Source organism: Pseudomonas sp. P4795, assembly GCF_048822895.1.
GTDB lineage: Bacteria > Pseudomonadota > Gammaproteobacteria > Pseudomonadales > Pseudomonadaceae > Aquipseudomonas.
Genome location: NZ_JBMFBT010000007.1, coordinates 250,987 through 264,027 on the forward strand (window position 1 = coordinate 250,987; position 13,041 = coordinate 264,027).

Consider the following 13,041-nt stretch of genomic DNA (forward strand, 5'->3'; position numbering starts at 1 on the left):
GTGAAACAGAACTCCCTGAAAGGATGGTTCAAGAGCGGCGCCCCGGGCGTCTGGATCAGCGGTGGCGCGGTGTCCATCGCGGTCATCATGACCATTGGCCTGCTGGCGGTGATTGCCGTGCGCGGTCTGGGTCACTTCTGGCCGGCGGATCTGATCCACGCCAGCTACGACGTGCCGGGCCAGGCCCAGCACCTTGTGGTCGGCGAAGTGGTGCAGAAAGAAGAAGTGCCGCGCGCCCGTCTGAAAAGTGCCGGCCTGCCGGTACCGGACGCCGGCCCGGAATTCATGACTCGCGAGCTGATCAAGGTCGGTAACCGTGATCTGAATGGCAACGACTTCACCTGGATCGTCGGTGACTGGTTGACCAACCAGACCACCCCGGTCGAGTTGATGGCCATCGAGCGTCGCGAGTGGGGCAACTTCTACGGCTACCTGGTCAACGTCAAACAGGACGGCAAGGTCATCGCCGAAGGCGAAGCGGCGTGGCCGGAACTGCAAGCGCGGATCAACCGTGTGAACGATCTCGCCGCACAGCTCAAGTCGCTGGAAAAAACCGACATCGGCGCGATCAACGCCGGTCTCGAACGCATCCGTCTGCACGGCCGCAAACTGGAACTGGAAGGCAAGCTCGACGCCACCGCCCAAGCGGACATGGAATCCGAGCGTGCCGAGCTGAATGCCCGTTATCAGGACATCGAAGCGCGTCTGGCTGATCTGCATGCGCAGTTCAACCGCGATGCACTGACCGCCCGTGATGCCAACGGCAAGGAAATCGAAATCGGCCTGGGCAAAGTGGTTCACGCCTATCAGCCGAACGGCATGAGCACCTTTACCAAGATCGGCTTCTACTTCAGCAAGATCTGGGAATTCCTGTCGGATGACCCGCGCGAAGCGAACACCGAAGGCGGGATCTTCCCGGCGATTTTCGGCACCGTGATGATGACTCTGATCATGGCGATGGTCGTTACCCCGTTCGGCGTGCTGGCGGCGGTGTACCTGCGTGAATATGCCAAGCAGAACACCCTGACGCGGATCATCCGCATTGCGGTGAACAACCTCGCGGGTGTTCCGGCGATTGTTTACGGCGTGTTCGGTCTGGGCTTCTTCGTTTACGTGTTGGGCGGTTCGGTTGACCGCTTGTTCTTCCCGGAAGCGCTGCCGGCACCGACGTTCGGTACGCCGGGTCTGCTCTGGGCATCGCTGACCCTGGCGCTGCTGGCGGTGCCGGTGGTGATCGTCGCGACCGAGGAAGGTCTGGCGCGTATTCCGCGTACCGTACGTGAAGGCTCGCTGGCGCTTGGCGCGACCAAGGCCGAAACGCTGTGGAAGATCGTCATTCCGATGGCCAGCCCGGCGATGATGACCGGCATGATCCTCGCCGTGGCCCGTGCTGCGGGTGAAGTGGCGCCGCTGATGCTGGTGGGTGTGGTGAAACTGGCGCCGTCGCTGCCGGTGGACGGCAACTACCCGTACTTGCACCTCGACCAGAAGATCATGCACTTGGGCTTCCACATCTATGACGTCGGCTTCCAGAGCCCGAACGTCGAAGCGGCCCGCCCGCTGGTGTACGCCACGGCGCTGCTGCTGGTGCTGGTGATCGCGACGTTGAACCTGTCGGCCGTGTATATCCGCAACCATCTGCGCGAGAAATACAAAGCGCTGGATAGCTGATAGCCGCCAGAAGAATTGCAAGAGCTGCTGGCCCTCAGGCCAGCAGCCCACTGAACCGAATTTGTTAGCACAGGGGATTTCCCATGCAGCACGAAACACACTCTCACGGCATCAACATGTCCGCCCTGGGTCGCGACAAGCAGAGCCTGAACCTGGCGCAGGAAACCGTGGCCATCGAAGTGCCGGGCCTGAGCCTGTACTACGGCGAGAAACAAGCGCTGTTCGACGTCAGCATGAACATTCCGAAACAGCGCGTGACCGCCTTCATCGGCCCGTCCGGCTGCGGCAAGTCCACGCTGCTGCGCACCTTCAACCGCATGAACGATCTGGTTGATGGCTGCCGGGTCGAAGGCGCGATCAACCTGTACGGCAACAACATCTATCGCAAGGGCGAAGACGTTGCCGAATTGCGTCGTCGTGTGGGCATGGTGTTCCAGAAGCCCAACCCGTTCCCGAAAACCATCTACGAAAACGTGGTTTACGGCCTGCGCATTCAAGGCATCAACAAGAAGCGTATTCTCGACGAAGCGGTCGAGTGGGCACTCAAAGGCGCGGCGCTGTGGGATGAGGTCAAAGACCGTCTGCACGAGTCGGCACTCGGTCTGTCCGGTGGTCAGCAACAACGTCTGGTGATCGCGCGCACCATCGCCGTCGAGCCGGAAGTGCTGCTGCTCGACGAACCGTGCTCGGCCCTTGACCCGATCTCGACCCTGAAAGTCGAAGAACTGATCTACGAGCTGAAATCCAAGTTCACCATCGTCATCGTGACCCACAACATGCAGCAGGCTGCGCGGGTTTCGGACTACACGGCGTTCATGTACATGGGCAAACTGGTGGAATTCGGCGACACCGACACGCTGTTCACCAATCCGGCCAAGAAGCAGACCGAAGACTACATCACCGGTCGTTACGGCTAGCAGATGCTGGTTGTCGCTCACTGAATTGACGCTGCGGCCCGCCGCACCTTACCGGACGCTCCAAGGACGCCAAGATGATTAGTAAAGAAGGCCTTACCCACCACATTTCCGCGCAATTCAACGCCGAGCTGGAAGAGGTGCGCAGCCACCTCCTGGCCATGGGCGGTCTGGTGGAAAAGCAGGTCAACGACGCAGTCACCGCATTGATTGAGGCCGATTCGGGCCTGGCTCAGCAAGTGCGTGAGATCGACGATCAGATCAACCAGATGGAACGCAACATCGACGAAGAATGCCTGCGCATTCTCGCTCGTCGGCAGCCGGCGGCGTCCGACCTGCGTCTGATCATCAGCATTTCCAAGTCGGTAATCGATCTGGAGCGCATCGGCGACGAAGCGACCAAGATCGCCCGCCGTGCGATTCAGCTGTGCGAAGAGGGCGAAGCCCCGCGCGGTTACGTCGAGGTTCGCCACATCGGCGACCAGGTGCGCAACATGGTCCGCGATGCGCTGGACGCGTTCGCTCGCTTCGACGCCGATCTGGCGCTGTCGGTGGCGCAGTACGACAAGATCATCGACCGCGAATACAAGACCGCTTTGCGTGAGCTGGCGACCTACATGATGGAAGACCCGCGCTCTATCTCGCGGGTCTTGAGCATTATCTGGGTGTTGCGTTCGCTGGAGCGCATCGGCGATCACGCGCGCAACATCTCGGAACTGGTGATCTATCTGGTACGCGGCACCGACGTACGCCACATGGGCCTCAAGCGCATGAAGGAAGAAGTTGAGGGCACAAGTGGCGAAACCGCTAATGTTCCGGGCGAAGTTGACGATAAGTAAGATTGCCTGAGAAAAGCGCCCGGCCCTTTGGCCGGGCGTTTTTGTTTCCGGTGCTTTTCAATCAATCGAATTAAAAAGCAGCACCCGCGAACGAAAAGTCCCGGCGTGACTGAAGAGTTTTGGCAATGTGCCATCAGCCAGCGTTATGCTTGCCGGGATTTTAATAGGGGTGTTGGATGAGCAAGATCAGTGTGTTGGTCGTGGACGATGCTTCGTTCATTCGTGACCTGGTGAAAAAGTGCCTGCGTAATTACTTCCCGGGGATCCGCACCGAGGACGCCGTCAACGGTAAAAAGGCTCAGGCCATGCTGGCCAAGGAAGCGTTCGACCTGGTCCTGTGCGACTGGGAAATGCCGGAAATGTCCGGTCTGGAACTGCTGACCTGGTGCCGTGAGCAAGACAACCTCAAGACCATGCCGTTCGTCATGGTCACCAGCCGTGGCGACAAGGAAAACGTGGTGCAGGCGATTCAGGCCGGCGTTTCCGGCTACGTCAGCAAACCGTTCACCAACGAGCAACTGCTGACCAAGGTCAAGCAGGCGTTGAACAAGGTCGGCAAACTCGACACCTTGATGAACAGCGCGCCAACCAAGATGAACTCGGCGTTCGGCAATGATTCCCTGAGTGCACTGACTGGCGGCAAAGCTGCTGTAGTCGGCGGCGCCCCGGCGCCTGCGGTGGTCAACCCGTTCGCCAAGCCTGTCGCTGCGGCCCCGGCACCTGCCGCCGCCCCGCAACGCGGCTTGCTCAACAGCCCGCCGGTCAAGGCGCCTGTTGCCGCTTCGTCGCCAGCCAGCGGTCGCGGCCAAGGCCAGTTGCGCCTGCCGAGCGGTACCCAGCAATGCGTGATCAAGGCCTTGAGCATCAAGGAAGCGTTGCTGGTGGTGAAACGCACCGACACCCTGCCACAGATCCTCGACAGCGCCGTGCTCGACCTGGAGCAGGGCGACAACGCCGAAATCGCCCGCCTCAACGGCTACCTGCACGCCATCGTCGCCTTCGAGCAGAAACCCGACAGCGACTGGCTGCAACTGACCTTCCGCTTCGTCGATCAGGACGCACAGAAACTCGACTACATCTCCCGCCTGATCGCCCGCGGCACAGCGCAGAAGCACTTCGTTCCAGGCGCGTAATCGGGGCGCCCGAAAAGATCGCAGCCTCCGGCAGCTCCTACAGGGATCGCATTCCAATGTAGGAGCTGCCGTAGGCTCGGGCCGCGATCGGACGATCTTTTGCTTTGCGCTCTGCCACATTTGAAACATCTCTCCACTACCTTGGTCTGTCTCACCTGCTAGGCTCTTTTTCAGGCCTTACTCAGACAGAACCTTTGCCCATGCTCGCGCGCCTGCTGTTTTTCTGTGGTCTGTTGATGGCTTCTGCTTCGGCTGTGGCCATGACCATCTACAAATCCACCGATGCCAACGGAGTGGTCTCCTACAGCGACCGTCCGAGCAAAGGCGCGAAGGTGTTCGTGTTTCAGGACCGCATGGTCGAGCGTCTTGAGCGTCAGGTGTACCTCGACATCAAGAAGCAGAAGGGCGTGGACGTGGTGTTCGTGCGCAACGATCTGTATGCGCCGGTTGAAATAGCGCTGGCGTTCACCGGCCTGAGCAACGTGCGTGGTGTCCCGAAGCAAACCATTCGCCGGGTGCTGCCGGCGCGCAGCAACACACGGCTGGCGCTGCTGACGGCGATCACTGGCGGCAAGCCGTTGGTGTATAGCCCGCAATTCCAGTATTCGCTGGGCGACCCCGCAGGCGCCGCGCAGAGCTATCGCTATCCGTTACCGTGGCGTGGCGGGCCATTCCGTCTGAGTCAGGGCGCTGAGGGCCAGTACAGCCACTTCGGGCCGAAGAACCGCTATGCGATGGACATTGCCATGCCGGTGGGCACGCCGATCATTGCAGCGCGTGCGGGTGTGGTGGTGAAAACCGAGAACTCTCAGAGCGGGCGCGGCACAGACCCTTCCGGCAATTTCGTGCGGGTGCTGCACGACGACGGCACGATGGGCGTGTATCTGCATCTCAAGCAAGGTTCGGTGAGTGTTCGCGAGGGCCAGCGAGTAACGGTGGGCAGCGCGCTGGCGCTGTCAGGCAACACCGGCAACAGCAGCGGCCCGCATCTGCATTTTGTGGTGCAGCGCAATACCGGGCTGGGGCTGGTGTCGATTCCGTATCAGTTCAACCAGCCACTGGGGGCATTGCCCAACTTTGCGTTGGGCAAGAAATAGGCGCGTCGTGAACCAGTGTGGCGAGGTGCTTTTGTGGCGAGGGGATTTATCCCCGTTGGGTCGCGCAGCGGCCCTTAATTCTGTAATCGCGCGCTGCCGGCCCATTTGCAGTCACAGTTTTTGGGACGGCTGCGCCGTCCAACGGGGATAAATCCCCTCGCCACAGACCCCTTCCAAAAACTCCCGTCAATCCAGCATCAACACCTTGGCCAGTACGATTTTCGGGCCTTTCATCTTCTTGATGATGATCCGCAACCCTTCGACTTCCAGTACTTCCTCTTCTTCCGGCACCCGCTTCAGGGTTTCGTAGACCAGCCCGGCGAGGGTTTCCGCTTCAATGTGATCGAGGTCCACGCCGAGCAGGCGTTCGACCTTGAACAGCGGCGTATCACCGCGTACCAGGAGCTTGCCCGGCTGATAGGCGAGGATTCCGCGTTCGGCCTTGCGGTGTTCGTCCTGAATGTCGCCGACCAGCACTTCCAGCACGTCCTCCATGGTCAGGTAGCCGATGATGTTGCCATCCGCTTCCTCGACGACGGCGAAGTGCGAGCCGCCCTTGCGGAACTGCTCCAGCAACTGCGACAGCGGCATGTGCCGTGACACGCGCTCCAGTGGACGGGTGAGTTCGGCGAGGTTGAACGACTCGGGAATGTGATCCAGCGCCGCCAGCTCCAGCAGCAGATCCTTGATGTGCAGCAGGCCTACGAACTCCTGGCGATCGCTGTCGTACACCGGATAACGGCTGAACTTGTGGCGACGGAACATCGCCAGGATTTCCTTCAGCGGCGCGTTGAACTCAAGTGTGATCAAGTCTTCGCGGGAGTTGGCCCAATCGACCACTTCCAGCTCGCCCATTTCCACGGCAGAAGCCAATACGCGCATACCTTGATCGCTCGGATCCTGGCCACGGCTGGAATGCAGGATCAGTTTGAGTTCTTCGCGGCTGTAATGGTGCTCATGGTGCGGGCCGGGTTCACCCTGGCCGGCGATACGCAGGATCGCGTTGGCGCTGGCGTTGAGCAGGTAGATTGCCGGGTACATCGCCCAGTAGAACAGGTACAGCGGCACGGCCGTCCACAGCGACAGCAGCTCGGGTTTGCGGATTGCCCACGACTTGGGTGCCAGCTCGCCGACCACGATGTGCAGGTACGAAATGACGAAGAACGCGGCGAAGAACGAGACGCCTTTGATCACTTCGGGCGACTGCACGCCAGCGGTTTCCAGCAAGGGCTCGAGAATGTGCGCGAACGCCGGCTCACCGACCCAGCCCAGGCCCAGAGAGGCGAGGGTGATACCAAGCTGGCACGCCGAGAGGTACGCATCGAGCTGACTGTGCACGGTGCGCAGGATATGCCCGCGCCAGCCGTTCTGTTCAGCGATGGCCTCGACTCGGGTCGAGCGCAGTTTGACCATGGCGAATTCCGCCGCAACGAAGAAGCCGTTGAGCAAAACCAGGATCAGAGCGAAAAGAATCATGCCGAAATCGGCGAATATCGTAGCGAGGGACAAGCCAGGGGAAGGGTCCATGATGGAGTTTTGCGGGTTCCGTGTAATTCAAAAGAGAGGTAGATCAGCACCTGAAAGGCAGGCGCAAGTCAGCCAATGTAGCGGCTGACTCGGCGATTGCCTAGTGCCGCTCTACTCAGCGGCACTGATGACCTGCGATTGCGCCACCTGTGCCGGGGCGAAATGGCAGGTGAACGTGCTGCCATGGCCGGGCACGCTGCTGATCTCCATGCGCGCGCGATGGCGCAGCAGCACGTGTTTGACGATGGCCAGACCGAGACCGGTACCGCCGGTATTGGAGTTGCGGCTGGAGTCGACGCGGTAGAAGCGTTCGGTCAGGCGCGGCAAGTGTTTGCTGTCGATGCCGATCCCGGAATCCTGCACGCTCAGGTGAGCACCCTGACCATCACCCCACCAGCGAATGCGGATGTTGCCTTCGGCCGGGGTGTACTTGACTGCGTTGAACACAAGATTGGAAAACGCACTGCGCAGTTCCGCCTCGCTGCCCTTGAGCAGAATCCGTGGATCGGCTTCCAGCGTGATGTGCTGGTTTTTCTGCCCGGACAATTGCTGGGCGTCGCTCTTGATTGATTGCAGCAAGCTGTCGATCGGCACCGGCTGGTTGTCCGACGGATAATCGGTGGCTTCCAGTTTGGCCAGCAGAAGCAAGTCGTTGAGCAGGGTCTGCATGCGTCCGCCCTGTTGCTGCATTTGCTGCAGGGCGCGCGTCCAGCGGGGATTCACCTCTTCGACATTGTCGAGCAGGGTTTCCAGATAGCCGCAGATCACCGTCAGCGGTGTGCGTAATTCATGGGAAACGTTGGCGATGAAGTCTTTGCGCATCTGTTCCAACTGATGGATGCGCGTGACGTCACGCACCAACATCAAGTGTTCGTTGTTGCCGTAGCGCGTGATGTACAGCTGAATGCGCAGCCGGTCATTGGTCGGTGAAGGAATTTCCAGCGGCTCGGCGTAGCTGTCCTGCTCGAAATATTCCTTGAAGCGCGGATGGCGCACCAGGTTGGTCACCGGTTGGCCGCTGTCCTGGGGGGTCTTGAGACCGAGCAGGGTTTCGGCGGCGCGGTTCCACCACTCGAGGTTGCCTTCGCTGTCGAGCATGATCACCGCATCTTTCAGCGCGGCAGTGGATTCCTGAACCCGGTCGATCACCGCTTGCAGGCGCCCGCGCACCCGTTGGTCGCGGCGTTGCAGGTGATAGATGCTGTCGAACACCTCACCCCACAGACCGTAGCCGTCGGGCGGCGCTTCATCAGGTTGGTGCAAGCGCAGCCATTCGTGCAGACGCAGCAGTTGTTTGAGCGTCCAGGCCAGATACAGGCCCAGGCCGACCGCCAGACTCCAGCCGTAGAAACCGGTGATCAGGCCGATCACCAGGCAGGCGGTGACCAGCAGCAGCATGTGGCGAATCAGGGTGCCATGCCAGTTTTGGTTCACGGAAAATACGGTCCTTGTCTGCGGGTCTGGGGCTTGGCTCAGGCCTTGGTGGAAAACCGGTAGCCAGTGCCGCGCACGGTTTGTACCAGACTTTCGTAGGCATCGCCGAGGGCTTTGCGCAGGCGGCGGATATGCACGTCGACGGTCCGTTCCTCGACATAGACGTTGCCACCCCAGACTTGATCCAGCAACTGCCCACGGGTGTAGGCGCGTTCCTGGTGGGTCATGAAGAATTGCAGCAGACGGTATTCGGTCGGGCCCATTTCGGCAGGTTTGCCGTCGATGGTCACGCGGTGGCTGATCGGGTCGAGCAGCAGACCGCCGACTTCAATCGGCGCTTCGCCATCGGTCGGGCCGGCGCGGCGCAGCACAGCTTTGAGGCGGGCAACCAGTTCACGCGGGGAAAACGGTTTGGTGATGTAGTCGTCGGCGCCGACTTCCAGACCCTGAATCTTGTTGTCCTCTTCGCCCTTGGCGGTGAGCATGATGATCGGGATATCCCCGGTCAGCTCGTCACGCTTGAGGCGTCGGGCCAGCTCGATGCCGGAGGTGCCTGGCAGCATCCAGTCGAGCAGGATCAGGTCCGGCTTGCGGTCGACGATGATGGCGTGCGCCTGCTGCGAGTTTTCCGCCTCGAGGCAGTCATAGCCGGCCATTTCCAACGCAACGGCGATCATTTCGCGAATGGGCGCTTCGTCGTCGACGATCAGAATGCTCCTGCCAACCATGCCTTAATCCTCTTGTCATTTAACTGTCTTGCGCCGCATTAGATAACGGAATTATTGCAGTCGTGTGACAGTATTTTCCTCCAGCGGCGATTGTGCAAATCCTCGACTAAGCTCTAAGTCCGAATCCTGACAACCACAAAAGAAGGTTTCCATGACTCAAATGACTGCTTCCTTCAAAGCATTGCTGATGGCCGCTGCGCTGACTCTGCCTGTATTTGCGATGGCGGCCGAACCGGCCATGATGAAAGACGGCATGATGGTCGATCACAAGGGCATGACCCTGTACACGTTCGACAAGGACAGTGGCGGCAAGTCGATGTGCAACGATGATTGCGCGAAGAACTGGCCACCGCTGATGGCCCCGGCTGACGCCAAGGCTGAAGGTAAATGGACGGTCATCAAACGCGACGACGGCATGATGCAATACGCCTACGACGGCAAGCCGCTGTACACGTTCATGAAGGACACCAAACCGGGTGAGATGACCGGCGATAAAATGAAAAACATGTGGCACGTGGTTCGCGAATCGCAGAAATAACCACTCGTGTAGCGCAAATCTGCCCCGGTTTTGCGGGGCAGATTTCATTCAGCGCAACGCGTAATCCAGCACAATCCCGACGAAAATCGCCAGCCCGGCCCAGTGGTTGTGCAGAAAAGCCTTGAAGCAGCGCATGCGATCTTTGCCGCGGGTATACCAGAACTCCCAGGCAAAACAGCCGGCAGCTACCAGCAGGCCGAGGTGGAACCAGCCCCCCAGATCGAACTTCGACCCAGCCAGCAGCAGGCAACCCAAGGCCAGCGCCTGCAAGGTCAGGATGATTACCCGATCCGCCTCGCCGAACAGAATCGCCGTGGATTTCACCCCTATCTTCAAATCATCGTCGCGATCGGTCATCGCGTAATAAGTGTCGTAACCCACCGTCCACAGCAGATTGGCGATCCACAGCAGCCAGGCGGCGGCGGGCAACTCGCCGGTCTCGGCGGTGAACGCCATCGGCATGCCCCAGGAGAACGCCGCGCCCAGCACCACTTGCGGGTAGTAGGTGTAGCGCTTCATGAATGGATAAGTGAAGGCCAGCGCCAAGCCGCCGAATGACAGCCAGATCGTCGCAGCGTTGGTACACAGCACCAGCAGGAAACTCACACCCATCAGCAGCGCAAAGAACACCAGCGCCTCTTTCGAGCTGATTCTGCCGGCCGCCAGCGGTCGTTGCGCGGTGCGTTTGACGTGGCCATCGACCTTGCGATCGGCCCAGTCGTTGATCACGCAGCCACCGGCGCGGGTCAGCACCACGCCGAGCACGAAGATCACGATATTGGCGAGCGACGGCGAGCCTTTGCCCGCGATCCACAGCGCCCACAAGGTCGGCCATAACAGCAGATAGATGCCGATCGGCTTGTCCATCCGGGTCAGTTGCACAAAATCCCAGGCGCGCGGGTTCAAGCGATTCAGCGACTTGAGCAGGTTTTGGTACATCAGCAGTTCTCCGGGCAGGCGCGGGCGGCTTCCCACAGGGTAGGCAGAAAAATCTCCGCCACCAGCACGCTCAGCGCGCCACGGTCGAAGCGCGAACGCCGGCCCCACAGACCTGTAGCGCGCGACGCTTGCGGCAACCATTGTTCGGGGTAGTGACAAACTTCAATAGCGCGGCGCACGAAGGCGTGATCGCAAAACAGCAGCTCACCCAGCGAGCGGCTGCCCAGCTCATCCATGTGCAAACCATCGCCCTGTAGGGCACTTCGCGAAGCCACGCTGCGGGCGAACACCCAGGCCTCGCCGTGGCCACGCAAATACACTTCGCGAACCCAGCCTTCGCTGCCTTCGGTCAAGTCCAGCGCCGCACATTCGTCGGCGCGCAGGGTCTGCCAGCCTTCGAACAACGGGGTGACGCTGAAGCCGTCATTCGACAGCCGGGTCAGACGCCGGGTCAGCGAGCCCTGGTCGAACAGCCAGTCCAGCGTCAACGGGTCGGGGAGGGGCGTCAGGCGGTTTTGCACAAGCCACAGCGGCGCCGGGCAGGAGGAGTTTGTCTGTTGCACAATGAGTCATTATTGGCCGCAAATGAGGCGCCGAGCTTAACATGGCGATCCGCGATGTTGATTGATCCGGAGCGCAGTCGCGCCGATCAGGCTTGCATCTGCGCCGCCCGATCAGTACAAAACGCCCTGAGCCGGATGGCAGCGCTGCACCCATCGACCGTCTGTGCCGTAAAAAGCCTGAATCCTGAGGAAGTACCTGAATGAAGAAGTGGCAATGTGTGGTCTGCGGCCTGATTTATAACGAAGCCGACGGCTGGCCGGATGACGGCATCGCGCCGGGCACCTTGTGGCAGGACGTACCGGAAGACTGGCTGTGCCCGGACTGCGGCGTCGGCAAACTGGACTTCGAAATGATCGAAATCAACTAAGTTACCCAAAGGATCTAGCAATGAGCGCACCTGTAGTCATCATCGGCACCGGCCTTGCGGGTTACAACCTGGCCCGTGAGTTTCGCAAACTCGATAGCGAAACCCCGCTGCTGCTGATTACCGCAGATGACGGTCGTTCCTACTCCAAACCAATGCTCTCCACCGGTTTCGGCAAGAACAAGGACGCCGACGGCCTGAGCATGGCCGAACCCGGCGCCATGGCCGAGCAGTTGAAGGCCGAAGTGCGCACCCACACGCGTATCAGCGGCATCGATCCGGGCCACAAGCGTCTGTGGATCGGTGAGGAAGCGGTCAGCTATCGCGACCTGATTCTCGCCTGGGGCGCCGAGACCGTGCGCGTGCCAATCGACGGTGACGGCGCGGATCTGGTGTTCCCGATTAACGATCTCGAAGACTACGCGCGTTTTCGTGCTGCTGCGGCCGGCAAACGCCGGGTGCTGCTGCTCGGCGCCGGGCTGATTGGCTGCGAATTCGCCAACGACCTGATCCTTGGCGGTTACGAGGTGCAACTGGTCGCGCCGTGCGAACAAGTCATGCCGACCTTGCTGCATCCCGCCGCTGCCGCTGCTTTACAGGCCGGGCTGGAAAGCCTTGGCGCACGTTTCCACCTTGGCCCGGTGTTGACGCGTCTGCACAAGGTCGCCGATGGACTCGAAGCGCAGCTGTCCGACGGTCAGGTCGTTGCGTGCGATGTGGTGGTTTCCGCCATTGGCCTGCGCCCGCGCATCGACCTGGCGGCGGCTGCCGGGATTCAGGTCAATCGCGGCGTGGTCGTTGACCGCCATCTGCAGACTTCCCACGCCAATATCTACGCCTTGGGCGACTGCGCCGAGGTCGATGGGCTGAATTTGTTGTACGTGATGCCCCTGATGAGCTGTGCGCGTGCGCTGGCGCAGACCCTCGCGGGAAATCCTGCGGCGGTCAGCTACGGTCCGATGCCGATCACTGTGAAAACTCCGGTCTGCCCGCTGGTGGTTTCGCCGCCGCCACGCGGTACCGAGGGCGTGTGGACGGTTGAAGGGCAGGGTGGCGACATCAAAGTGCTGTGCCACGATGCACAGGGCCAATTGCTCGGTTATGCGCTGACGGGTGCGGCGGTGCTGGAAAAACTCGCCCTGAACAAACAGCTTCCGGCACTGCTGGCGTAAATACCGGTCGTTCTGTCGGAATCACCCCGCTTTTGCCCCCACAAACGTCGCGGGGAGACTGGCGCCGCCCTTAAGCGCGTGCCATCCTCACTCCCGTCTGCCGCAGAGTAGAGCCTGCGGC

General features: G+C 60.6%; 13 protein-coding genes. 8 read left to right on the forward strand and 5 right to left on the reverse strand.

What is annotated here, in order from left to right:
- The 5 genes from pstA (at position 1) to ACOI8A_RS21335 (ending at position 5,654) form a co-directional block, all read left to right on the forward strand.
- Positions 1-1,671: a phosphate ABC transporter permease PstA gene (gene pstA, locus ACOI8A_RS21315; RefSeq protein ID WP_420649315.1), complete on the forward strand. Its 1,671-nt coding sequence runs from the start codon at positions 1-3 to the stop codon at positions 1,669-1,671.
- Positions 1,672-1,754: 83 nt separating this feature from the next.
- Positions 1,755-2,588, forward strand: coding sequence for a phosphate ABC transporter ATP-binding protein PstB (gene pstB / locus ACOI8A_RS21320; protein ID WP_186531116.1), 834 nt, complete (start codon positions 1,755-1,757; stop codon positions 2,586-2,588).
- 74 nt (positions 2,589-2,662) lie between these two features.
- Positions 2,663-3,424 (forward strand): phosphate signaling complex protein PhoU, encoded by a 762-nt coding sequence (gene phoU, locus ACOI8A_RS21325; protein ID WP_420649314.1) that lies wholly within the window; start codon positions 2,663-2,665, stop codon positions 3,422-3,424.
- A 176-nt stretch (positions 3,425-3,600) separates the two neighbouring features.
- Positions 3,601-4,557: a response regulator gene (locus ACOI8A_RS21330; RefSeq protein WP_420649313.1), complete on the forward strand. Its 957-nt coding sequence runs from the start codon at positions 3,601-3,603 to the stop codon at positions 4,555-4,557.
- A gap of 200 nt (positions 4,558-4,757) precedes the next feature.
- On the forward strand, positions 4,758-5,654 hold the full coding sequence (locus ACOI8A_RS21335; RefSeq protein WP_420649312.1) for a peptidoglycan DD-metalloendopeptidase family protein: 897 nt from the start codon (positions 4,758-4,760) through the stop codon (positions 5,652-5,654).
- 186 nt (positions 5,655-5,840) lie between these two features.
- On the opposite strand, the gene ACOI8A_RS21340 is transcribed toward ACOI8A_RS21335, so the two are convergent.
- The 3 genes from ACOI8A_RS21340 to phoB all read right to left on the reverse strand — a co-directional run bounded on the left by ACOI8A_RS21340 (position 5,841) and on the right by phoB (position 9,343).
- A complete protein-coding gene (locus ACOI8A_RS21340) occupies positions 5,841-7,181 on the reverse strand; it encodes a hemolysin family protein (protein WP_420649311.1) in 1,341 nt (446 codons plus the stop codon).
- A 111-nt stretch (positions 7,182-7,292) separates the two neighbouring features.
- Positions 7,293-8,579 (reverse strand): phosphate regulon sensor histidine kinase PhoR, encoded by a 1,287-nt coding sequence (gene phoR / locus ACOI8A_RS21345; protein ID WP_420649395.1) that lies wholly within the window; start codon positions 8,577-8,579, stop codon positions 7,293-7,295.
- A 74-nt stretch (positions 8,580-8,653) separates the two neighbouring features.
- Positions 8,654-9,343: a phosphate regulon transcriptional regulator PhoB gene (gene phoB / locus ACOI8A_RS21350; RefSeq protein WP_310844182.1), complete on the reverse strand. Its 690-nt coding sequence runs from the start codon at positions 9,341-9,343 to the stop codon at positions 8,654-8,656.
- Positions 9,344-9,494: 151 nt separating this feature from the next.
- Here phoB and ACOI8A_RS21355 point away from each other — a divergent pair, with 151 nt between their 5' ends.
- Positions 9,495-9,881: a hypothetical protein gene (locus tag ACOI8A_RS21355; RefSeq protein ID WP_420649310.1), complete on the forward strand. Its 387-nt coding sequence runs from the start codon at positions 9,495-9,497 to the stop codon at positions 9,879-9,881.
- Positions 9,882-9,929: 48 nt separating this feature from the next.
- Here ACOI8A_RS21355 and ubiA read toward each other — a convergent pair whose 3' ends face one another.
- Positions 9,930-10,820, reverse strand: coding sequence for a 4-hydroxybenzoate octaprenyltransferase (gene ubiA, locus ACOI8A_RS21360; protein WP_420649309.1), 891 nt, complete (start codon positions 10,818-10,820; stop codon positions 9,930-9,932).
- The gene (locus ACOI8A_RS21365) at positions 10,820-11,383 is read right to left on the reverse strand and encodes a chorismate--pyruvate lyase family protein (RefSeq protein WP_420649308.1); all 564 of its coding nucleotides are present in this window, start codon (positions 11,381-11,383) and stop codon (positions 10,820-10,822) included. The genes ubiA and ACOI8A_RS21365 overlap by 1 nt, the downstream gene beginning before the upstream one ends.
- Positions 11,384-11,583: 200 nt before the next feature.
- On the opposite strand from ACOI8A_RS21365, the gene ACOI8A_RS21370 reads away from it, so the two are divergent.
- A complete protein-coding gene (locus ACOI8A_RS21370) occupies positions 11,584-11,751 on the forward strand; it encodes a rubredoxin (RefSeq protein ID WP_034152097.1) in 168 nt (55 codons plus the stop codon).
- A gap of 20 nt (positions 11,752-11,771) precedes the next feature.
- A complete protein-coding gene (locus ACOI8A_RS21375) occupies positions 11,772-12,920 on the forward strand; it encodes an NAD(P)/FAD-dependent oxidoreductase (RefSeq protein ID WP_420649307.1) in 1,149 nt (382 codons plus the stop codon).
- Positions 12,921-13,041 lie beyond the last annotated feature (121 nt).

Coding starts and splice junctions, on each gene's coding strand:
- phoU (WP_420649314.1), top strand. CDS start 2,663: ATGATTAGTAAAGAAGGCCTTACCCACCACATTTCCGCGCAATTCAAC.
- pstB (WP_186531116.1), top strand. CDS start 1,755: ATGCAGCACGAAACACACTCTCACGGCATCAACATGTCCGCCCTGGGT.
- ACOI8A_RS21330 (WP_420649313.1), top strand. CDS start 3,601: ATGAGCAAGATCAGTGTGTTGGTCGTGGACGATGCTTCGTTCATTCGT.
- ACOI8A_RS21340 (WP_420649311.1), bottom strand. CDS start 7,181: ATGGACCCTTCCCCTGGCTTGTCCCTCGCTACGATATTCGCCGATTTC.
- ACOI8A_RS21370 (WP_034152097.1), top strand. CDS start 11,584: ATGAAGAAGTGGCAATGTGTGGTCTGCGGCCTGATTTATAACGAAGCC.
- phoB (WP_310844182.1), bottom strand. CDS start 9,343: ATGGTTGGCAGGAGCATTCTGATCGTCGACGACGAAGCGCCCATTCGC.
- ubiA (WP_420649309.1), bottom strand. CDS start 10,820: ATGTACCAAAACCTGCTCAAGTCGCTGAATCGCTTGAACCCGCGCGCC.
- ACOI8A_RS21335 (WP_420649312.1), top strand. CDS start 4,758: ATGCTCGCGCGCCTGCTGTTTTTCTGTGGTCTGTTGATGGCTTCTGCT.
- ACOI8A_RS21355 (WP_420649310.1), top strand. CDS start 9,495: ATGACTCAAATGACTGCTTCCTTCAAAGCATTGCTGATGGCCGCTGCG.
- ACOI8A_RS21375 (WP_420649307.1), top strand. CDS start 11,772: ATGAGCGCACCTGTAGTCATCATCGGCACCGGCCTTGCGGGTTACAAC.
- phoR (WP_420649395.1), bottom strand. CDS start 8,579: ATGCTGCTGCTGGTCACCGCCTGCCTGGTGATCGGCCTGATCACCGGT.